At 45.4% G+C, this 19,787-nt stretch carries 20 protein-coding genes and 1 tRNA gene; 6 read left to right on the top strand and 15 right to left on the bottom strand.

What is annotated here, in order from left to right:
- Positions 1–338: 338 nt before the first annotated feature.
- Positions 339–1,691 carry a gluconate:H+ symporter gene (locus M3M37_RS01115; protein WP_252795892.1) on the bottom strand — a complete coding sequence of 451 codons (1,353 nt, stop codon included), beginning with the start codon at positions 1,689–1,691 and terminating at the stop codon, positions 339–341.
- Between the two features lie 158 nt (positions 1,692–1,849).
- On the opposite strand from M3M37_RS01115, the gene M3M37_RS01110 reads away from it, so the two are divergent.
- From M3M37_RS01110 to M3M37_RS01090, 5 genes are all read left to right on the top strand, one after another.
- On the top strand, positions 1,850–2,707 hold the full coding sequence (locus M3M37_RS01110; RefSeq protein WP_252795352.1) for a zinc ribbon domain-containing protein: 858 nt from the start codon (positions 1,850–1,852) through the stop codon (positions 2,705–2,707).
- 178 nt (positions 2,708–2,885) lie between these two features.
- Positions 2,886–3,965 (top strand): AEC family transporter, encoded by a 1,080-nt coding sequence (locus M3M37_RS01105; RefSeq protein WP_252795351.1) that lies wholly within the window; start codon positions 2,886–2,888, stop codon positions 3,963–3,965.
- Between the two features lie 14 nt (positions 3,966–3,979).
- Positions 3,980–4,981 carry an NAD(P)-dependent oxidoreductase gene (locus tag M3M37_RS01100; RefSeq protein ID WP_252795350.1) on the top strand — a complete coding sequence of 334 codons (1,002 nt, stop codon included), beginning with the start codon at positions 3,980–3,982 and terminating at the stop codon, positions 4,979–4,981.
- Positions 4,982–5,273: 292 nt separating this feature from the next.
- Positions 5,274–6,317: a PTS sugar transporter subunit IIC gene (locus M3M37_RS01095; RefSeq protein ID WP_252795349.1), complete on the top strand. Its 1,044-nt coding sequence runs from the start codon at positions 5,274–5,276 to the stop codon at positions 6,315–6,317.
- A gap of 20 nt (positions 6,318–6,337) precedes the next feature.
- Positions 6,338–7,510: an aminotransferase class I/II-fold pyridoxal phosphate-dependent enzyme gene (locus tag M3M37_RS01090; protein WP_252795348.1), complete on the top strand. Its 1,173-nt coding sequence runs from the start codon at positions 6,338–6,340 to the stop codon at positions 7,508–7,510.
- A 40-nt stretch (positions 7,511–7,550) separates the two neighbouring features.
- On the opposite strand, the gene M3M37_RS01085 is transcribed toward M3M37_RS01090, so the two are convergent.
- The 12 genes from M3M37_RS01085 to M3M37_RS01030 form a co-directional block, all read right to left on the bottom strand.
- Complete coding sequence (locus M3M37_RS01085) at positions 7,551–8,066, bottom strand: PadR family transcriptional regulator (RefSeq protein WP_252795347.1); 516 nt, start codon at positions 8,064–8,066, stop codon at positions 7,551–7,553.
- A gap of 35 nt (positions 8,067–8,101) precedes the next feature.
- Positions 8,102–9,685 carry an MFS transporter gene (locus M3M37_RS01080; protein ID WP_252795346.1) on the bottom strand — a complete coding sequence of 528 codons (1,584 nt, stop codon included), beginning with the start codon at positions 9,683–9,685 and terminating at the stop codon, positions 8,102–8,104.
- A 110-nt stretch (positions 9,686–9,795) separates the two neighbouring features.
- Positions 9,796–10,134 (bottom strand): helix-turn-helix domain-containing protein, encoded by a 339-nt coding sequence (locus M3M37_RS01075; protein ID WP_252795345.1) that lies wholly within the window; start codon positions 10,132–10,134, stop codon positions 9,796–9,798.
- A gap of 252 nt (positions 10,135–10,386) precedes the next feature.
- Positions 10,387–11,160 carry a transporter substrate-binding domain-containing protein gene (locus M3M37_RS01070; protein ID WP_252795344.1) on the bottom strand — a complete coding sequence of 258 codons (774 nt, stop codon included), beginning with the start codon at positions 11,158–11,160 and terminating at the stop codon, positions 10,387–10,389.
- A 46-nt stretch (positions 11,161–11,206) separates the two neighbouring features.
- Complete coding sequence (locus M3M37_RS01065) at positions 11,207–12,028, bottom strand: MetQ/NlpA family ABC transporter substrate-binding protein (RefSeq protein WP_252766959.1); 822 nt, start codon at positions 12,026–12,028, stop codon at positions 11,207–11,209.
- A 378-nt stretch (positions 12,029–12,406) separates the two neighbouring features.
- Positions 12,407–12,553 (bottom strand): hypothetical protein, encoded by a 147-nt coding sequence (locus M3M37_RS01060; RefSeq protein ID WP_252795343.1) that lies wholly within the window; start codon positions 12,551–12,553, stop codon positions 12,407–12,409.
- Between the two features lie 30 nt (positions 12,554–12,583).
- Complete coding sequence (locus tag M3M37_RS01055) at positions 12,584–13,444, bottom strand: MetQ/NlpA family ABC transporter substrate-binding protein (protein WP_252795342.1); 861 nt, start codon at positions 13,442–13,444, stop codon at positions 12,584–12,586.
- A gap of 35 nt (positions 13,445–13,479) precedes the next feature.
- On the bottom strand, positions 13,480–14,256 hold the full coding sequence (locus tag M3M37_RS01050; RefSeq protein WP_252795341.1) for an acetoin reductase: 777 nt from the start codon (positions 14,254–14,256) through the stop codon (positions 13,480–13,482).
- A 2-nt stretch (positions 14,257–14,258) separates the two neighbouring features.
- On the bottom strand, positions 14,259–15,389 hold the full coding sequence (locus M3M37_RS01045) for a 5-methyltetrahydropteroyltriglutamate--homocysteine S-methyltransferase (protein WP_252795340.1): 1,131 nt from the start codon (positions 15,387–15,389) through the stop codon (positions 14,259–14,261).
- Positions 15,390–15,401: 12 nt separating this feature from the next.
- Positions 15,402–15,875, bottom strand: a complete 474-nt coding sequence (locus M3M37_RS01040; protein WP_252795339.1) for an S-ribosylhomocysteine lyase — start codon at positions 15,873–15,875, stop codon at positions 15,402–15,404.
- Positions 15,876–16,323: 448 nt separating this feature from the next.
- Positions 16,324–16,581 carry a hypothetical protein gene (locus tag M3M37_RS01035; protein WP_252795338.1) on the bottom strand — a complete coding sequence of 86 codons (258 nt, stop codon included), beginning with the start codon at positions 16,579–16,581 and terminating at the stop codon, positions 16,324–16,326.
- Complete coding sequence (locus M3M37_RS01030) at positions 16,578–17,183, bottom strand: hypothetical protein (RefSeq protein ID WP_252795337.1); 606 nt, start codon at positions 17,181–17,183, stop codon at positions 16,578–16,580. Before M3M37_RS01030 ends, M3M37_RS01035 begins: the two co-directional genes overlap by 4 nt.
- Positions 17,184–17,365: 182 nt before the next feature.
- Here M3M37_RS01030 and M3M37_RS01025 point away from each other — a divergent pair, with 182 nt between their 5' ends.
- Complete coding sequence (locus M3M37_RS01025; RefSeq protein WP_252795336.1) at positions 17,366–18,298, top strand: phosphoglycerate dehydrogenase; 933 nt, start codon at positions 17,366–17,368, stop codon at positions 18,296–18,298.
- A gap of 78 nt (positions 18,299–18,376) precedes the next feature.
- Here M3M37_RS01025 and M3M37_RS01020 read toward each other — a convergent pair.
- Together M3M37_RS01020 and M3M37_RS01015 are read right to left on the bottom strand one after the other, a co-directional pair.
- A tRNA-Arg gene (locus M3M37_RS01020) sits at positions 18,377–18,449 on the bottom strand.
- A 49-nt stretch (positions 18,450–18,498) separates the two neighbouring features.
- Entirely contained in the window at positions 18,499–19,785 is a 1,287-nt protein-coding gene (locus tag M3M37_RS01015) for a DEAD/DEAH box helicase (RefSeq protein ID WP_252795335.1), read from the bottom strand.
- Positions 19,786–19,787: the final 2 nt, after the last annotated feature.

Raw genomic sequence — 19,787 nt, 5'->3', positions numbered from 1 at the left:
AGTCCCATTATGCTTGGGATCTTTTTTTCACCATTGGTTTGGACTCCTTTAAGTTAAAATTCGGTTTTTACAGAACTAACATTCCCAGATGAGAGCTTTAGTTCTGAATTAAAGCAAATCATACTAAAAATCTGACCAAAAAGATAGATCTTTCCTGAATTAATTAGTGGCGGTTGTGATAATCGTGCCAAATGGATTTAATTGCATAACCTAAAATCAGCAACCACACAATTACAAAAAGGACACTGAGTCACGTTTGGTGGAAGTGATAATCCGTTTTTTAACCAAGCAAAAAGGGTACCCCGCAATCGGATTACCCTTTTATTTATAATTGATTTTTAAACAACCATATTCAGCAAGAGCACCACAATTAGTCCCGTTACCGAAATCACGGTTTCGAGCGTGGTCCAAATTCCTAATGTTTGTTTGATGTCTAAGTCAAAGTATTCTTTGAACATCCAGAAGCCGGCATCGTTCACGTGCGATGCAGCCAACGAACCAGCTCCGATGGCCAAAGCCATCATTACAGGATTTACGTTTAAAGATGACATTAATGGCATTACCAATCCAGCAGCCGTCATTCCGGCCACCGTTGCCGATCCCAGCGAAACCCGGAGAATCACAGCAACTAACCAACCTAAGAGGATTGGGGACAGGCTGGAGTGCATCATTAATCCCTTAACGGCATTCCCTACCCCACCATCAATCAAAACTTGTTTGAAAGCACCACCACCGGCGATAACTAACAGTAACATTGCAATTGATTTAACGGCATCAGCGATACTAGCAGAAATTTGCTTCATGTCGCGACCACGATGGAATCCCATGGACCAGATGGCAAAGAGCAAGGCAATTACCATCGCAATCATCGGGTTCCCCAGCATGGAAATTACAGCATCGAACCCTTGTGGATTTTTAACTTCTTTTCCACCATGAACCACTAATTGATAAATCGTGTTCAATGCCATAAAGATGGCTGGTAATAATGAGGTCAAAGCGGATAACCCAAAACTAGGCGTATCCTTTAAATCGTATTGTTTCACTTCACCAAAGGCCGGCAAACTTTTCTTAACCACGAATGCATTCGGGAAGAAGCGCCTCACAACCTTTGTCCACAATGGACCAGCAACGATCACACAAGGAATCGCTACGATAATCCCAAACAGCAGCACTTGACCAATGTTAGCGCCTAAAGCTGTCGCAACCGCCGTTGGAGCGGGTTGTGGTGGTAAGAATCCTTGCGTGGCAGACAAAGCAGCAGCCATCGGAATTCCCAGGTATAGGAACGGTACATCAGCTTCCAAAGCAACCGCGAAGACGATTGGAGTTAATAATACCAATCCTACTTCGAAGAATAATGACATCCCGATGATAAAGGAAGCCACCACAATGGCCAGTTGTAACCGTTTCTTCCCAAACTTTTGAATTAGAGTTTGGGCAATCCGATACGAACCACCAGAATCAGAAACGAGTCGCCCAATCATGGCTCCAAACCCGAAGACGACCGCTAGTTCTCCCAGCGTATTTCCAATTCCCAACTTAATGGAGGAAGCAATCGAAGCTGGATTCATTCCAAGCCCCAAAGCTACCAAAATTGCTACTACGATTAAGGATACAAACGTATTAAGTTTGAGTTTGATAATCAAAAATAGCAATAACATGATTCCTAAAATTAAAACTATAAACGGCATCATATTCTAGTTCCTCTTCTCTTTCTTTTTAATCGGTACCATTTTTAGCACAAAGTATATTGTATGCGTTTTCATTGCGTATTTCAAGCTTTTTATTATTAATTTTGTCAATGTTATTAATATGGTAAAATGAAAGTAAAATTACAAAGGAGAGTCCCATGAATTCAGAAAACAAGAAATTTTGCACTAACTGTGGTAAAGAAATCCCGCAAACCGCCCAATACTGCCCATATTGTAATACCAAACAACCTAGCTTAGAACCTACTTATCTAAACCGGAGTGACGTGCGAACCCACCAATGTCCCCGGTGTAAAAATTTGATTCCCGATGGGGTTTCGTACTGTCCCTACTGTGACGAACCGCAAACAAGAAGTCAGAGTAATTCCAATCAGCAACAAACTGACCAACCCGCTAAAGCGCAAACTAAGAATACGACAAATCATCAACCTCGTCCCCGCAAATCTCATTTCTGGCGTAACGTCATCGTGCTGTTAGTGGTAATTTTACTGGCTGTAATTGCCTTCTTCACGTATCAGAACTATCACAACAGTCAAGTGCAATCCCAAAATCAAGCCAATCAGGCTCAAACTGGTAAAACTACTAATACGAAAGATCAGGACAACCAAAGTAAACCACAAAACAACATTGTTGAAATCGTGAAGTCCTTTACCCAAAACAACAAATACGAGTCGGGACAAGATGCGGCCCAAGCCGTACAAAAGGTCGTCGATAAAGTCCCAAATAGTGAAGGAACAAATGCTACTTGGGATCCAAATGCCCAAACGGTTAACGTGAACATCCCAGCTTCTTCCCCTATCGTCAAGAGTGTCGATTCTTCATCCCCGCAAGTTTGGGACACCGCCGTCAAGGCCTTACAGACCATTTCCAAAGAAATTAGCAATAATTCCACTGGCAACGATGATTACTCAAACATTAAGGTGGTGCGTGATGATACCGGCCAACCAATTTTACAGGTGGACAAGGGAAACGTATCGTTGAATAGTCGAACTAAATAATTAAATCAAAGCATCGCCAGATAGTATCTGGCGATGCTTTTTAGTTAGTAATCAAGCTAAGGTGTAAAAGTAAAATTTGAAAAAACATTCACAAACATTAGAAATTCATGCTAAAATAAAAATCGTTTGATATTAACGCATAAGCTTAGAATAGCTTTAATCTAATCTGGAGGATTGTATGACTATTACTGATGCATTCGTGAAGACTCTAACTAATCCCAGTATTGTTAGTGCCATCACTTCAACGATTTTTATTATTTTACTAGGGTTCTTTTTGCGGAAAAAGAACATCTTTTCCGAACAATTTGGAAAAACCTTAGCCAAGGTGACCCTTACCGTTGCCATCCCTGCTTTAGCCCTTAACTCCTTCATGGCACCCATTGACGGAAAAACGTTATCAGAAGGAATGAGTGTCTTAATTTGGGGCTTTTTAATCATCATTATTTTCCTCATTGTCGCTCCCTTTCTTTACATTAAGTTACCTAAATCAGAACGGGACGTAATGGGAATCCTAACCACCTTTGGTTCCACGACCTTCTTCGGAATTCCCATTGTGGGCGCAGTGCTAGGCCCCAAAGGAATTATGTATAGTTCCATCTTTAACATCGGCTATCGGGTTTTCTTGTATTCATACGCCTACATCAAAATGTCTGGCCTCAAAATGGAATTAAAGAACGTCAAAAAGATGTTGCTTAATCCTGTCGTAATTGCTACTTTCCTAGGTTTGATTTTATGGTTAATTCAAGACTACGTTCCTCACGTAACGGTTCCTACTTTCGTAAAAGGCGTTATTGATCAAAGCGCAGGAACTCATTCGGTAGCATTCTTCCGAATCGATCAAACTGCATTGTGGCTGTGGACTCCACTTAACTACCTGGCCCAATTAGCTTCACCATTAGCATGGCTTTCAATTGGGGTAACCCTCGGTTCTCTTTCTTTCAAACAAGCAGCCGGCAGCAAAATTTCTTGGTACTACGGTTTTAACAAAGTAATTCTGGTTCCATTAGTAACGTTAGTCCTAGCCGGTGGCCTCTCTGCACTGGGAATCCTGCCCATGAGCTTTATCGCCATCGCTACGATGGTCATTATGATGGCCACTCCAACTGCAACCGTTGCCTCTGCGTACGCCATTAGCTTTAATCGCAATGCTATCCTAGCTTCCAATGCCTCTCTGATTTCCACGGTCTTAGCCGTAATCATGATGCCGATTTGGATTGCACTTCTACAAGTAATCAATAGCACGGGACTACTGAAATAGAAAGGAAAACCACCATGGTAAAAATCACTGCATACGGGGTTCGCCCCATTGAAGTTGCCTATTTTAAAGAATTAAATACCCATGATTATGAATTGAACCTTGTTCCAGAACTACTAGACCACGAAAACGCCACTGCGGCACGGGGATCAACTGGTGTTTTACTGCGGGGAAATTGTTTAGGCGATCGGACTAACCTCGAAAAATTTAAAGCGTGGGGAATTAAATACGTCTTCACCCGAACCGTCGGAGTTGATCACCTAGATTTGACCGCTACCAAAGAACTAGGGTTAAAGGTAGCCCGGGTTCCCGCCTATTCCCCTTACGCCGTAGCAGAGCTAGCTTTAACGCTGGGAATGACTTTATTTCGGAAGGTAGCTCCAGAAATTACTAATACCCATAACGGGAACTTTAAAGTTTTGGATCACTATTTTAGTAAAGAAATTCATAGTTCCACGGTAGGAATCATTGGCTGTGGTCGGATTGGATCCGCGGAAGGCAAATTATATGCTGGAATGGGAGCCACTGTAATTGGTTATGATCCCAACTCAGCTGATCCCCACCAAAAAAATGGAATTACACTCGTTGGGCTTCCCGAATTACTCGCAAAGGCGGATATTGTTTCGCTCCACGTGCCCTTAATTCCTGGGAAAACGGAAAATCTCATTGATCAAGCTGAATTACAAGCTATGAAATCAGATGCAATCCTAATCAATACCGCTCGGTCTCAGGTTGTTAACTTACCTGCCGTTAATTGGGCCCTAGCCAATCAAGTGATTGGGGGCTATGGTGCCGATGTAGTGGTTGATGAAGCCCAAATTTTTGGAAAGGAATTCGATCATTTAGCCGCACTCCCCAATCAAGAAGTGCTCCAGCTAAGCCAGCAATTTCCGAATGCCATTATCACTCCCCACGTCGGCTCCTTTACGGAACCAGCTTTAAAAGACATGATTAGCATTAGTTATCAAAATTTTGCCACAACCATTGCTACTGGAACTTGTCCGAATGCGGTTCTTTAAATTTACCCTTGACAGTTCCGCCTAATCATTGTTTAATTAAGCCAACTTAACTTAGAAAGGAAAATTCATCATGACCAGTCAGTCACTTCGACCAACCAGCTTTTATTTTTACTTTACTTGGAATCCGCGCAGATCTAAGTAAGGTAATTTTTGGTTGCCTAGTTAGATCTGAAACGATTTTAACTAGGTTGGTCCGTTTGGATTGGAATTTTCTGGAAAAACTAGCCTAGTTAGAATCTCGGTTCTAACTAGGCTTTTTGTTTAGCATTGTTTAATTTAGAAAGGACCGCTTATGCCAACTTCGCTCAAAACTGCCACCAATAATATTTTAAACGGAATCTCGATTGGATTAATTGTGGCCCTCGTACCGGGTGCCATCCTGAATGCCATTGTGAAACCGTTGGTACCCCACGCCCCCTTTTTAAGCATCATCCTCGCTATGACCGGGATTGCGGCCATGCTACTGCCGGCCACCAGTGCCGTTTGTGTCGGGATGCTGGCCAAGTTCACGCCGATTCAGACTACTTGTTTAGCCCTTGCAGCCGCAGTTGGAGCTGGAAACGCCCACTTTAACCAAGGACAAATCGCTGTAACCGGGAGCGGAAACGTTTTAAACATCGGAATTACCATCGCGATAGCCTATGCCCTCATCATTTTCGTGGGCAAACGCCTTAAAGGTTACACAATTCTGTTATTGCCCACTCTAACGTTACTGATTGGCGGTGAGATTGGACTCGTGACCCTTGGACCAGTGACCGCCTTTACCACGGCCATTGGAAAACTAATCATGCAGTTCACGGGTTTACAACCGTTAATCATGGGCGCCCTCATGGGCATCTGTTTTGCGATTCTCGTCCTTTCCCCGATTAGCTCGGTAGGAATTGCCACTGCAATTGAAATTTCTGGTATTGCCGCTGGTTCTGCCAACCTGGGAATTACGGCCGCCGCCTTCACCGTTGCCATCGCGGGCTCATCGGTGAATTCCCTGGGGACCACCATTTCTCATTTCGTCGGAACCCCCAAAATTCAGATGGCCAACGTGTTAAAGAAACCGAAGTTGTTTATTCCTTCCATAATTAATGCCGCCATCGTGGGAAGCATCGGGGCGCTGTTCAACGTCAAAGGAACTCCAGTCAGTGCCGGATTCGGCCTTTCTGGCTTAGTTGGACCGCTGGCCAATTTAGACGCCCATCCGCATGCCACGGGAAGTGCCATCATCGTGAGTCTATTATTATTCATCGTCTTACCGGTTGCGCTCGCATTTCTCAGTCGCTACCTCTTTACTGACAAGCTCCATCTGCAAACGGCCGAAGATTTTCACATTGATTACCAATAATTTTAAAAGGAGATTTTACCATGCCTAATCCATTAGTGAACCACATGAACTATGAAATGCTCGAACTGTCACCCTCCGCCATTTTAAAATTCAATGACGACGTAAGCCAAATTCCTGATCTGATTCCTTTGACCCTCGGGGAACCTGATTTTCCGACCCCCGAACATGTTAAACAAGCGGCCATTGCCAGCATTAACAATGACGAAAGCCACTACGCTCCTACCCGGGGAACCGCGGCACTCCGGCAGGCCGCAGCCGACTTTTTGCACCAACGCTACGGCTTGAATTACGATCCGGAAACCGAAATTATCATGACCGCTGGGGCAACTGGCGGAATTTACGCAGCCCTCACCTCGATTCTAAATCCTGGTGATGACGTTTTGATTCCCACTCCCATCTTTCCGCTTTACATTCCAGTTACCCAGTTACGCGGCGCCCACCCCGTCTTCATGGACACCTCTAGGACCGGTTTTGTACTGACCCCCGAACAGCTTGAAGAAACGCTAGCAGCGCATCCCAACACTAAAGCTATCGTCTTAAACTTCCCATCCAACCCGACGGGAAAAACCTATGATCGCGCTGCTTTAGAAAAATTAGCTAAGATTATCAAGCAGCACAACATCTTCGTCATTTCCGACGAAATTTACAGCGAACTAACTTACAGCGGCCCCCACGTTTCGATCGCGAGCCTCCTGCCCGACCAAACCATCCTACTTAACGGAGTCTCTAAGTCTCACGCGATGACCGGCTGGAGAATCGGCATCATGGCTGCGCCTAAGGACATCACCGATCAACTTGAAAAAATTGATCAATTTACAATTACGTCTACCACAACCAACGCCCAAGCGGCCGCGACCGAGGCCCTCCAAAACGGAGCAGCAGACACGGCTGCCATGAAGGCCGAGTACGAAAGACGACGGAACTTCATCGTTCCCGCACTCCAGGACATGGGCTTTGAATTAGCTAATCCCGATGGCGCTTTCTACATCTTCGCCAAAATCCCGTCAGATCAAATTCAAGATAGCTTTGAATTCAGCTACGACTTAGCACGTAAAGGTAAAGTAGCGGTCGTGCCTGGGAAAGCCTTTGGACCTGGTGGAGAAGGTTACGTCCGGATTAGTTACGCCACTTCCATGGACAATCTACAAGCAGCAATGGAAAGAATCCAAGCATACTTAAACCGCAACGAATAGAAAAAGCCTCGTCACGATTGTGGCGAGGTTTTTAGTTGGGCTATAAACGCTGTAATGCTTGTTGTAACACCTTGATTTGAGCTGCATAAGTTGCAATCCCGTAATCAACGGTAAACTGTTGATTGGCCGTAATGCCATTTTGCTGCCATTCATCGCGGTTAGCATGGAGCGCATCCAGCTTGAGCTGCTTAAAATCTAATTCTTGTTGCAATAAATTCCGTTGTTGCTGCTTAGTGAGTTGATCCCCAAAGTACAGCTTTAACAAGAAATCCGACTTAAAGGTCTCACCCTTTAAATCAGCATGCAACGCCTTTTGAAAGACCTTTTTTCCCGCCGGCTGAATCGAGAAGACGTTTTTATTGGGCTTTTCCGTTTGGTTAACCTGCTGCTTGGTTACTAATCCCTCTTCTTCGAGCTTGCGCAGTGTGGGATAAATCATTCCATAACTACCATCATAGAAGTGGTTTAACTGCTGTTGAATGATTTCGTTAATTTCATAGCCAGTTAGCGGTCCTCGGGTGTCAAGCAATCCCAAAATTATTTCTTTTCCCTTCATTCCATCGGCCCTCCTGTGTTACTTCGTTGTTGTTATTATAAGCGTCTTTGTCGGGAAAAGAAAAACTTTTTTCTAACCTGAGAACGCTTAAATAAGAATCCGGTTAAAATTGCCAGACCACTCACTGGTAATGTTCGTTGGTACAGCCGTTGAAAGGCGCTCACAAAGTTAGCCTTCGTTTCCTTTTTAATCAAACCAATTTGGTGTTGCAGCCGTGGATCAGGAACTGACCGCGCGGTGAGCGACGGTTGCTGGTGTCGAATTGCTTGTTGGATTTGCCGTTCAATTACGTGCGTGACAGATATGGGAAATTGTAACCGCTCAATCCGCCGGTTGGCATCCATAATCGATTTTTGTTGGGCTTGTAGTAAATTGGTGTGTAGCGCCGTTACGAAAATGGCCACGGCTAACACGACCCCTACTTGGCGGAGCACCCCAGCAACGCTTTGCGAGGCATTCAACAGTTTCCCCTGAAAATCAGCAGCTGCAATAATCGTAATTGGTCCGGTAATTAAGCCAAAACCAGTTCCCAAAAACATTCCCGCCAGGATGGCGCCACTAAGCTGCTGTAAAGCATGCGTTGCAAAGCCCAGGTAACTCACAAAAATCAAGAAAAATCCGATTGTCACCAGCCAGCGTGCCCCGATCCGTTTCAAAAGCAAGCCCGCTACCGGCGCACTGATAAAAATCATCAGCGTAATTGGCAAGAGCAACAGGGATGCCTTTAACGAACTATAGTGTTCCAGACTAACGTAGTAGGTCGGGAGAATGACCGTCACCGCCACTAATAATAAATTACTAAGGATTAACACGACTGCCGCCCCGCGAAACTGCTGCTTTTGAAATAACGCCAACGGAATAATGGGGTCGGCTGCCACCCATTTTTCAACTCCGATTAATAGTAATCCCGCTACCAACGAGCTTACCAATAAAGTCAGCGTCGTAGCAGACCACCAGCCCCAGTCCCGACCGTTCACTAGGGCGGTAGTAAAGCTTAAAATGCCGATCATGATTAACAACGCCCCGAGCCAATCAATCTGGACAACTGAATGCCGGTCTCGTGGTTGTTGCTGCCGTAAATTCCAGGCACAAACCACTAACATCATGGCTACAATCGGGAGATTAATCCAGAAAATCCACCGCCAGCTCCAGTAGTTGGTAATTACCCCGCCAATCACCGGTCCAATGGCTGCAGCTAGTCCCTGCGTAACCCCGAGCGCCGCAATGATCTTGGTCCGGTCGCCGTTACCCACGGATTTAATCCCAAGCGTCATCGAAAGCGGAAACACCACGGCTGCCCCGATACTTTGCACGGCACGACTGGCAATCAAAAAGCCAGTGGTCGACGCACATCCTGACAATAGCGATCCGATTCCAAAGGTTACGATTCCGAGCCCGTAAAGTCGTTCTTCCCCAACTACTTCCCCCAGTTTCGTTAGCGGAATCGTGAGGGCCGCAAAGAGAATTGTATAGATGTTTAGCGCCCACGATAAGGTGTTCAGCTCCACGTGCAGTGAGGTTGCGATGGTCGGCAGAGCCACGTTCATCACCGTGGTATCTAACATGCAGATGAAAATCCCGCTCATGAACACGAGTTGCTTAATTAGTTTGGCTGTCATTAATTTGCTCCTTTTATATTAATATTGTTAATATACATTAAAACAATATAAAAGACAACCATTTCCAGCAAAAAAGTCAAGTGCTTAGCTGAGCACCTGACTTACTTTAGTTACGAAAATAATCTTACAATTGCCCGCAACATCCAAATGAAAAAACCGCCGAACGCAAAAACTAACCACCAATCTAGATGAATGAATTCCCAAAAGTTCATGCCCGTTGCTTTAGTTTTCTGTGGTTCAGAGGCCGGTTGGGCAAAAACCAACTCATCCAACGAACAATCCAAAAGCTGGGTTAGTTTAATCAACGTGTTTAAATCCGGTGTGGCGGTTCCTGCTTCCCACCGTGAAACTGCTTGGCGGGAAATAAACAGCTGCTGGGCTAAATCTTCCTGTGAGAACCCCTGTTTCGTTCGTAATTTTTTTAACTGACTAGCAAAATGATTTTCCATTGTTTCACTTCCTTCCAGGTTAATCTCATTATTCCGAATTAGCTTTCATTTGCAAAGCATTTTTCTGATTTTAGCGGTTGCAGCTTCGTTTCACCCCGCAATTCTGCGTTGCAAATGCGCAACTACCCGTTAACAGCCACAACTACATAAAAAATGGATAGAATGAAGTCGGAATTGCATCGACTTCATTCTATCCATCAAATTAGATTGGCTTTATTTAAGTTTTTGAATCACTTCAAGGTTTACTTACCTTTATTTTTCCGTAATGTTAGTTCCAAAATATTTCAGCGAAAGTCGTTTCAAAGTCCCATCTTTACGTTCTGATTGGATGGCCTTATCCATTTTAGCCTGAAGTTTAGCATTCTTCTTATTCATCATTGGTGCGATTGCACTGGGTTTAGTAACATTTTCAGGAATTTCAATGTAAGTCAAATCGGTATTCGAATGACTCTTCTTCCAATATTCAAAGGCTTCTCTTGAGTTAACTGCTCCCACTACTCGACCCTGGTTAATCATGTCCATTGAGGTTTGAAATTCAGGTGAAGAAATTGGATTAGCACCTAACTTTTTAGCGTTATTCCAGTTATCAGTTCCCGTTCCTTCAGCAACTTTCTTCCCCTTTAAATCCTGGGGAGCTTTAATCGCACCATTCTTTTTCGTGATAATCACAGACTTAGAATAAACATACGGGGTAGCAAAGCGGAACTTTTTTTGCCGTTCTGAGTTTTCCGCCAAATTATTGAAAACTACATCGTAATTATTAGAGTTCAAACCAGCAATCAACGAATCCCAGCCGGTCGTCACAAACTTAGGCTTTAAGTCCATCCGCTTAGCGGTTTCTTTTGCTAAATCAACTTCAAATCCCGTTAGTTTTCCATTTTGTCGGTAAGAATATGGCGCATATGTTCCTTCCAGCCCGATTGTTAAAACATGTGGAGTCTTAGTTTCAGCTTTCTTCTGGCCACAAGCAGCTAATACGAACGCAGCTAATCCAGCCATTAAAATCAGGGGCCACTTCTTTTTCATGAACCATCCTCCATTAAATTATGCTTAACCTAGTTTTTCCTTTAGCTTAGTAACCCTTCGGCGTCTTCCAGAAACTCTGCTTGTTGTGATCCTTCAGGTACTGTTTAAATTCTTTAGAGTGGTAAGCCTTTTTAACCGCTTTGGCCCACTTCTTGTTTTCACTCTTCTTATCTACAGCGGCCACGAGGTAGTAGTCCGGTTTAATATCTTCCGGCAATAACATCGTCTTCGTGGAAATCTTAGCTGGATAAGCAGTTGAACCTGGTAAAATTACGTAGTCAAAATCAGACCGTGATCGTGGAATCTGCACGTCTTGCATTTCTGTAATCTTTAAATTGTATTTGTTTGTAGCAATGTCCTTGCTAGTCGCTTTGATTGGGTCAACCCCCGGTTTCAAAGTAATCCAGCCAGCCTTAACTAACACGTTATAGGCCCGTGCCATGTTGGACGGATCATTAGGAATGGCTACTTTATCTCCGTCACTAACTTCCTTTAGACTATGTTTCTTGGCGGGATAAATTCCAGTCGGAACCGTCGGAATCTTAGTCAAAGCAGCTAAATGAGCATGCTTTTCATGATTGAAGTTGTTCATGTAAGCCGTGTGTTGGTCCACGTTCAGGTCAGCTTCGCCGTTATTAATGGCCACGTCGGCTAAGGAAAGGTCACTAAAGGACTGATTCTTAACTTTGTAGCCTTCCTTTTCGAGGATTGGCTTCACTCCCTTCAGGAATAATTCACTGTAAGGACCGGGCGAAGAAGCTAACCGAATCGTCTTCGAGTCATCCTGCTTGGGTTTGATGATAAACGTAAACACAAAGATTAGGGCGAAAATAACAATAATTCCGCTGATAATGTACTTTTTCTTCATTATAATGAGACCCCTTTATTTAATTACCAGTTTCTGCGGTGGTTCAAATCTAGTAACAATGTTAACAGGCTTGGCCACCGCGATATTTTCCTAGTAACGTAACTAATTTTTGATTCATTGTAATCCTCCTCAAACAAAAAAGGTCCTGTCAATTCATACTGACAGCGACCCCTTTTTCGTAGGTTGACAAGTAAATCCGCGAAAATGTGTTCTAGTTCAATATGAATTTTCCCAAAAATCCAGCGTCACCACTAATCAACGAGAAAATCCATCGGCTTTCAGCATTGATTAGTTAAGCATTGAACAACAACACATTGACATTAACATTAACATTCTCCACGGATCTCCTTTACTAATTTTTAATAAGTATAACACGAATCATTGACTAAAGCCAAACTTTTTTAATTTTTCTTTAAATTTAAGCTTGATTTCCCGAATAATATCGACACGAAAAGCCCAGGCAGCCACCCAAAAATATAGGAGCCAGAAAGCGATCAATGCAATTATTTTTAACAGTAACATCATGATTTCTCACTCCTTTTGGGATTAGCCAACCTAGTTGCGTAAATAACTGACTGGTTTCTGGACCTCAATCTTAGTTCCATCAAATTCACGCTGAACGTATTTTTGCACGGTTTTACTGTGATAAATCTGCAACAGTTTTTTGTACTGGTGTTTCTGTTGCTTTGAGGCATTTTTGGCGGTCGCTAGCACGTTAATATTGGCCTTGGTCGACTGGTTGACCTGCTCATGGTACAAGGAATCAGTCAACACGTTCAAATGCCCCTCCAGCGCAATCGTGTTACTAATCAACGCCGCGGCCACCTTCTGATCCTTAATTACCCGGGGGCCGGTCGTATCATCGATTTCCTGGAACTTAAATTGATGCGGATTACTTGCAATTCCGTTCAGCCCCGACAACGTGCTAAAGTTGGGCTTCAACTTAATTAAGCCGGCTTGAGCCAGTAACTTCAAGCCCCGGGCGGTATTAGCGGGATTATCCGCAATCGCAATTGTGCTGCCATCCGGAATTTGGTTGAGTTGCTTGTATTTCGTGGAATAAATCCCCAACGGTTCCAGGTACGTGGTTCCGATGACGTCGAGTTGCTGCTTCGGATTCTTCTGGTTATAGGCCTGCAAGTAAGCATCCGATTGAAAGGCATTCACGTTCACTTTGCCCTGTGCCGTGGCCGTGTTAAGCGCCACTCCGTCGGTGAAACTCTTAACTTGCAACTTGATGTGCGCTTTTTTCGTGGCCGGTTGCTTGGCAATGTAATTCCAAATTTTAGCATCCGAACCAATTGTTCCTAACGTAATTTCATCCTTTTGCTGGTGGGCATGCCCCCAAAAGGTCCACACTCCCAGGATCACCACTACGAGGACGATCCCAATTCCAATGATTCTTCCTTTTTTCATGAAAATACTCTCCCTTCTAGTTTTTTACCTCGCAACTAGTGGAAGCGCATCCCTCCGTCAATCAGAATGGATTGGCCGGTAATGTAATCGGCATTGGGTGAAGCTAGAAAGGAAATCACCTGAGCGACGTCCTCGGGAGTAGCGGCCCGTTTTAAGGCAATTTCATCCACTACTCCCTGGCGTTGTTCATCGAAAGTCGTATTTTTTAGTTTCGCAGTTGTTTCGTCAATCCCGTCCCGTAATGGAGTCAACACAATTCCGGGATCATAGGCATTCACGGTGATGTGATCCGGCGCCAGTTCCTTGGCTGCCGACTGTCCCAGTCCTCGAATTGCGAACTTTGAAGCTGAGTAGGCTCCTTGTAAGGCGGATCCCTCCACGGAAGCTAGGGAAGCAGCGTTAATAATCTTGCCGCCGGTGCCCTGCTTTTTAAACTGGGTGGCTGCCGCTTGAATCCCCCAGAAGGTTCCCAGCAGGTTAACGTTCAACAACCGTTTAACCTCCTCTGGATTACTGTCCACGATGGACGCAATGAAGGCGATTCCGGCGTTGTTGACAAATAAATCCAATTGGCCGAAATCCTGCACCACCTCGTTGACTAAGCGAAAGACCTCGTCACGTTCTGCCACGTCGACCACGTACGAACGGGCGGTTTGATTGTCTTGCTGATTGATATCATTAGCGACTTGATCTGCAGTGTCTGAATCAATGTCTGATACCGCAATCGCATAACCTTCTCCGGCTAATTGCTTAGCAATCGCAGCTCCAATCCCGCGACCGCTCCCGGTAATAATTGCTACTTTTTTCGGCATCGTTAGTCCTCCTTCTTTTCCGGCCAAATTTGGTTGGCCGTTTCAATCACAAGTTTAATTTTGTCCCACTGTTGAGCTTCCGTAAGGTGATTTCCTTCTTCCGTTGAAGCAAAACCACACTGAGTACTCAAGCCCAACCGGTCTAAATCGACGTACCGACTGGCTTCTTTTATGCGTTCCTTCAGCGTTTCTGGCTTTTCTAATTCTGGTCGTTTGGAAGTTACTAAGCCCAGCACCACGTTCTTCGTGGCTGGCACTTCCGCCAATGGTTGGAAGTCCCCGGACCGCTTGTCATCAAATTCGAGGTAGTAATTTTCCACGTTTTCCTTGTTAAACAACGTCTTGGCCACTGGTTGGTAACCTCCTTGAGCGGCCCAGGTTGAAGCGTAGTTTCCGCGACACACGTGCGTGCTGGTCCGTAAATCCGCCGGCAAGTCCACGAGTGCAGCGTTGTTAAAGGCCACGTATTCCTGTTGCAACTGCTCAATGTCTTCGGCTTGATCCGTCATTAACTTCCAGAAATCATGATCCGCTAACATTCCCCAGGTACAATCATCGAGCTTCACGTCCCGACAGCCAGCTTCGTACAACGCTAAGATCAGGTCCCGATAGGCTGTTCCAATGTCATGCACTAAGTCCTGATGATTCGGATAATACTTTTGGACCGCCGCAATGTTTTCGGGACCACGAACCAATTCGGCGTATAGTTGCGCGGGAGACGGAATGCTTTGCCGTGCGGTGATGCCTGGATAGTTTTTTACTACCGATTGTAAGTAACAAAAGGCCTGTAAGTCGGGATGGTTAGGATTAAACTTGATCTTGCCTTCCACCTGAGCCGAGTCGTTTCGGGTTTCTACTCCATGAAACTGGTAGCCGTGTTCCTGGTGGGTGTGCTTGATCCCATCAAAGCCCCAGAAGGTATCTAAGTGCCAGTAACTACGGCGGAATTCACCGTCAGTCACGGTTTTTAAGCCCACTTGGACTTCCTTTTGAACTAAATCAGCAATTTCCTGATTTTCCACGTCCGTTAAGTCATGGTCACTAATGTTGCCTGCTTGCCGATCGGCGCGGGCCTGCTTTAAGCGTTCCGGTCGTAAAAAACTGCCTACAATATCAAAATGGGTCGCTGTCATAATTAAATCCTCCTAAACTAATTTCCGTTCGTACGGGTCAGAACTAATGCCTTGGGCTAAAATGGCACGGGACCATTCCTTAGCCGAGAACAACGAGTGGTCGCGATAGTTCCCACAGCTATATTTGTCGGTTCCCTGCACGTCGTCCCATTCAATCTCATCTCGAATTTCTGTGAGAGCTGCTTTGAGGGCTTGTGCTACTTCCGCGGTCGTCGGGGTGCCCCACACAATCAGGTGAAACCCGGTTCGACATCCAAACGGCGAACAATCAATCACCCCATCGAGACGATCCCGTAGCAGTCCGGCTAGTAAATGTTCAATCGTGTGCAAACCGGCCGTCGGAATCGCATTGGCGTTGGGTTGCACCAGTCGTAAATCGAAGTTAGAAATCACATCACCCTGGGTTCCCTCCTCAGCTGCAATCAACCGTACATATGGAGCCTGTACCTGCGTGTGATCTAACGTGAAACTTTCTACTTTTGTCATCAAAAAAACTCCTTTCAAATCTTAATCAACCAATTTTCCAATTAAACGCGCCACAAAAGCCGGGAAAACAAAAAAATCCGCTCCTAGTCATTAACTAGAAGCGGATTTCTCCACGGTACCATTCTACTTTGATAGCTACTTACGCACCTATCCTCGCCAACGTCAAAAATTAACGCGTGCAGTGAATAATGGTTGCCACCCCATCAGCATTTAAATCTCAATGCTGCCAATTTGCGGGCCATATTCGCAAACGTCGATTCGATCTACTCACAGCAACCGTAGACTTTCTGAACTATCGAACGTTTGTTACTATCCCGTTCTTTTTGTTTATGTTTTACATTTAATTGTTGGTATTTATTATATATAGTTCGGATATTTTGTCAACCAGGAAATTCAAATTAATGGCAAAAAAAGAGTCCACCACCTTGTGATGAACTCTTTTAATCGTCTAATTACCAGGGTTTAAAGGATCACTATGCGTCGCACGAAATTCTTTTTTCGCCTGAGCTTCTGTCTTTTTATACTTGGGCGTAAAGTCTTTACTAACTTTGTCAATTTTTTGCTGGGTCGTAGTGGCATCCGCCTGGGCTTCTTTTCGCTGATTATAAATTGAAACGTTCCAAGTTACCAAGCCAGCTAAAATAACCACAGCAACCACCACGATTATCCGGGCGGGAGTCACAATTTGCTTTAACTTTTTCATCATCGTCTCTGCTCCTTAAAGATTTGGATGAGGTGGAACCGAACCTTGTTTGAGTTCAGATCGCCCTTATTTAAGTCCACTTTAAATAAGTACCGGTTGGTGTGTAAGCGCCGATGGTGCCGGCCGTAAAAGGTAACCGTTACGTTGGAGTAGTAGTAATGCCCGTTCCGTGCCTCGGGGCTACTGTAGTTATAGATGCTGACGTTATTTAATTGGGTCGTGCCCGGCACCGAGTTAATTAAAGCGGTTGCATCAGCATTTGACATGTATTGCTTTTGGACGGTTTTAATCGCCTTTTGCTTAGCATCGTCAGTCGGATAATTGCCAAACGTCTCCTGCATGACCTTTTTCAAAACGTCGTTGTTAGTTTGTGCAATCGTCTTCACGTTTTCATACGTCAAATTCTCCTGGTACGTTACGTCATCAGTCGTCATTTCATCGTATGATTTTTTCAACATGTGATACTTGGTATGCAAATTATCCGCTTTGGTTTGCTCCTGATAAAGCTGATATCGATTGACTCCGGTTAAAATCCCCACAATCACAACCACTAGAATTAGGAGACCAATCCCAATTCGTTTACGGTATTTTTTGAACGTTTCCACGACGTCCACCCCTTCTACTCTATTTTATATTTATTTAGTATAGCACCAGTTGATGGTTTCCGGTGGAAAGTTTCTCATGATCTTGGTTAAAAAAGAGTTAAGCAGCTTCGTTCCGTTCTTATGACTTCTCTTGTAAAATAGAACCGTTGAACTACTTTAAATTTCGTGAAAGAAGGATCATCATGCCGAAAAAAATTGCGATTCCAAAAAACCTTGAACCCGCAGGAAAACAGCTCTTAAAGGAACACGGCTTTACAATTGTTGAACTCCCCGACCAAAAGACGAGCACCTTACTTAAACTAGCTCCGGATGCCTTTGGAGTGATTCTCTATTCAGCTCCCTTCCCGAACGATACAATTGAACACATGCCGGACCTCAAAATCCTCGCACGCTACGGAGTGGGTTATGACAACCTTGACGTTCCGTACTTAAACAAGCATGGAATCTTCGTTACCATCACGCCACTTGCGAATGCCAGCACGGTCGCCGAAACCACGATGGCCTCGATTCTAGCGTTGTCTAAGCACCTAGTTCCCGCTACTAACGAAATGCGGGCAGGTCATTGGACCGAAGCGCGTAGCCACGTCGGCTTCGACCTCGCTGGTAAAACCCTAGGGATCATCGGTTACGGCCGGATTGGTAAAATGGTCGAAAAGAAGATGAGCGCCCTCGACATGCGGATTTTAGTCAGTTCACCCCACGCCACAAAAGCGGAGTACGGAACCGTGGTCGATCGCGATACCCTGCTACAAGAAGCAGATGTGGTCACACTTCACATGCCGGTCTTACCAGCAACCAAGCACTCGATTGCCGCACGCGAATTCAACCTGATGAAAGATTCCGCCGTCTTGGTTAATTTTTCGCGGGGAGCAATTATCAACACGCCTGATTTAATCACGGCGCTCCAAACCGGCAGCATTAGCGGGGCCGCCCTCGACGTCTTTGACGAGGAACCATTGCCGCTAAATAGTCCGTTGTACCAACTCGATAACGTTTTAATGACACCACACATTGCTGCCAACACCGTGGAATGTAACGACCGAATGGCCACGGATGCCGCTAAAGAAATCATCCGCGTCGCTGCTGGTGAACAACCACAATGGCCGGTTCACTAACCCAAGCAAAAAACACGAAACTCAACTGAGTTTCGTGTTTTTTAGTTAGATAATTCCAGAAAAAAACCGGATGCTGAATGACCCCACTCAGACTCGAACTGAGATCTGCCGCTTAGGAGGCGGATGCCCTATCCAGTTGTGCTATGGGGCCAAAAGCTTCCTGGTTATTTTCTCATGAAATTTTAGTTTCGTAAAGGTCATTAACGGCGCGGCTTCCCCTTATTCTTTCGGTCTCGTTTCCGGTTTTTCTTCCGCTTGCGTTGCTTAGGTGGGTTGGAAACCGGGCGGTCCGTGGCCGCTGGTTGCGCAGTCTGTTGCTGTGCTGCTCTAGCTATCGGTGTCGTTTTCTTGGGTTTTACCGGCGAAACTGACAGTGCGTCCACGTGGTCCACTAACTTACCGCGGTAGTAGTAAATCGGTTGGAGGTCGTACTCCGTGTCTTTCAAGAGCTTCTTTAGATCCCGGAGATCGTGATCATCACCAAAGTTGATGACCAGGCCTGGTTCCCCCATCCGACCGGTCCGACCCACCCGGTGCACGTAAGTCGTGGCGTCATCCGGCAGGTCATAGTTAATGACCGACGGTAGCTTCGGAATATCCAAGCCCCGGGCCGCCACGTCAGTCGTTAGCAAGAGCTTGATCTGCCCCTTACGAAAGGCCTTGAGCGCCCGTTCCCGTTGGAGTTTGTTTTCCGTTCCACTCAGCTTTTCTGCCGGTGAGTAGCCCTGGTGCTTAAAGAAGTTATAGGCCCGGTTTAACTCCGTGGTTTGGTTGAAAAAGACCAACGCCTTAAAGTTTAGTAACTTGGTGAGCCGGTTTAAGACGTCGTTTCGTTTCCCCCGCGAGACTTGGAATTGGCCGTGGCGCACTTCACCCCGACTTTGGTCTTGAGCACGCACGTCAATAATGTCAGCCGGTTTTCCCATTTCCTCATCGAGGTGGTGAAGAATCTCACTATCGGTCGCCGAAAAGTAGGCAACCTGGGAATCCCGAGGCACCATGGCAATGATTTGGCGCACTTTTTCTAAGGAATCATCCTGGAGTAAGTCATCCGCTTCATCGACGACCACGGTTTCAATCCCTTGCACCTTGAGCTTGTGGTCTTGTAAGAGACTCAACACTCGTCCGGGGGTTCCCACAATGATTTCGGGCCGTTTTTTCAATTTTTCCTGTTGGCGCTTGACGTTCGCGCCCCCAATGATGGGTAACACCTTGGCATGAAACGGTGCTCCCCAGTCTCGGATAACATTCGTCACCTGCATCGCCAATTCCTGCGAGGGTTCTAACACAATGGCTTGGGGCCCTTCGCCGGGCATCAGATTCGCCAAAATGGGCATTAAAAAGGCAACCGTCTTCCCCGAACCGGTTGGCGAAAGCCCTACGATGTCAGTTCCGCCGTCAATCATCGGTTCGTAGACGGCCTTCTGAATTGCCGTGGGCGCAACATATCCCAGTTGGTTAAAGCGAGTGGCAAATTGTTCTAACACGA

This window comes from Fructilactobacillus carniphilus (assembly GCF_024029675.1).
Lineage (GTDB): Bacteria > Bacillota > Bacilli > Lactobacillales > Lactobacillaceae > Fructilactobacillus > Fructilactobacillus carniphilus.
This window is presented reverse-complemented; position numbering and strand designations above follow the sequence as displayed.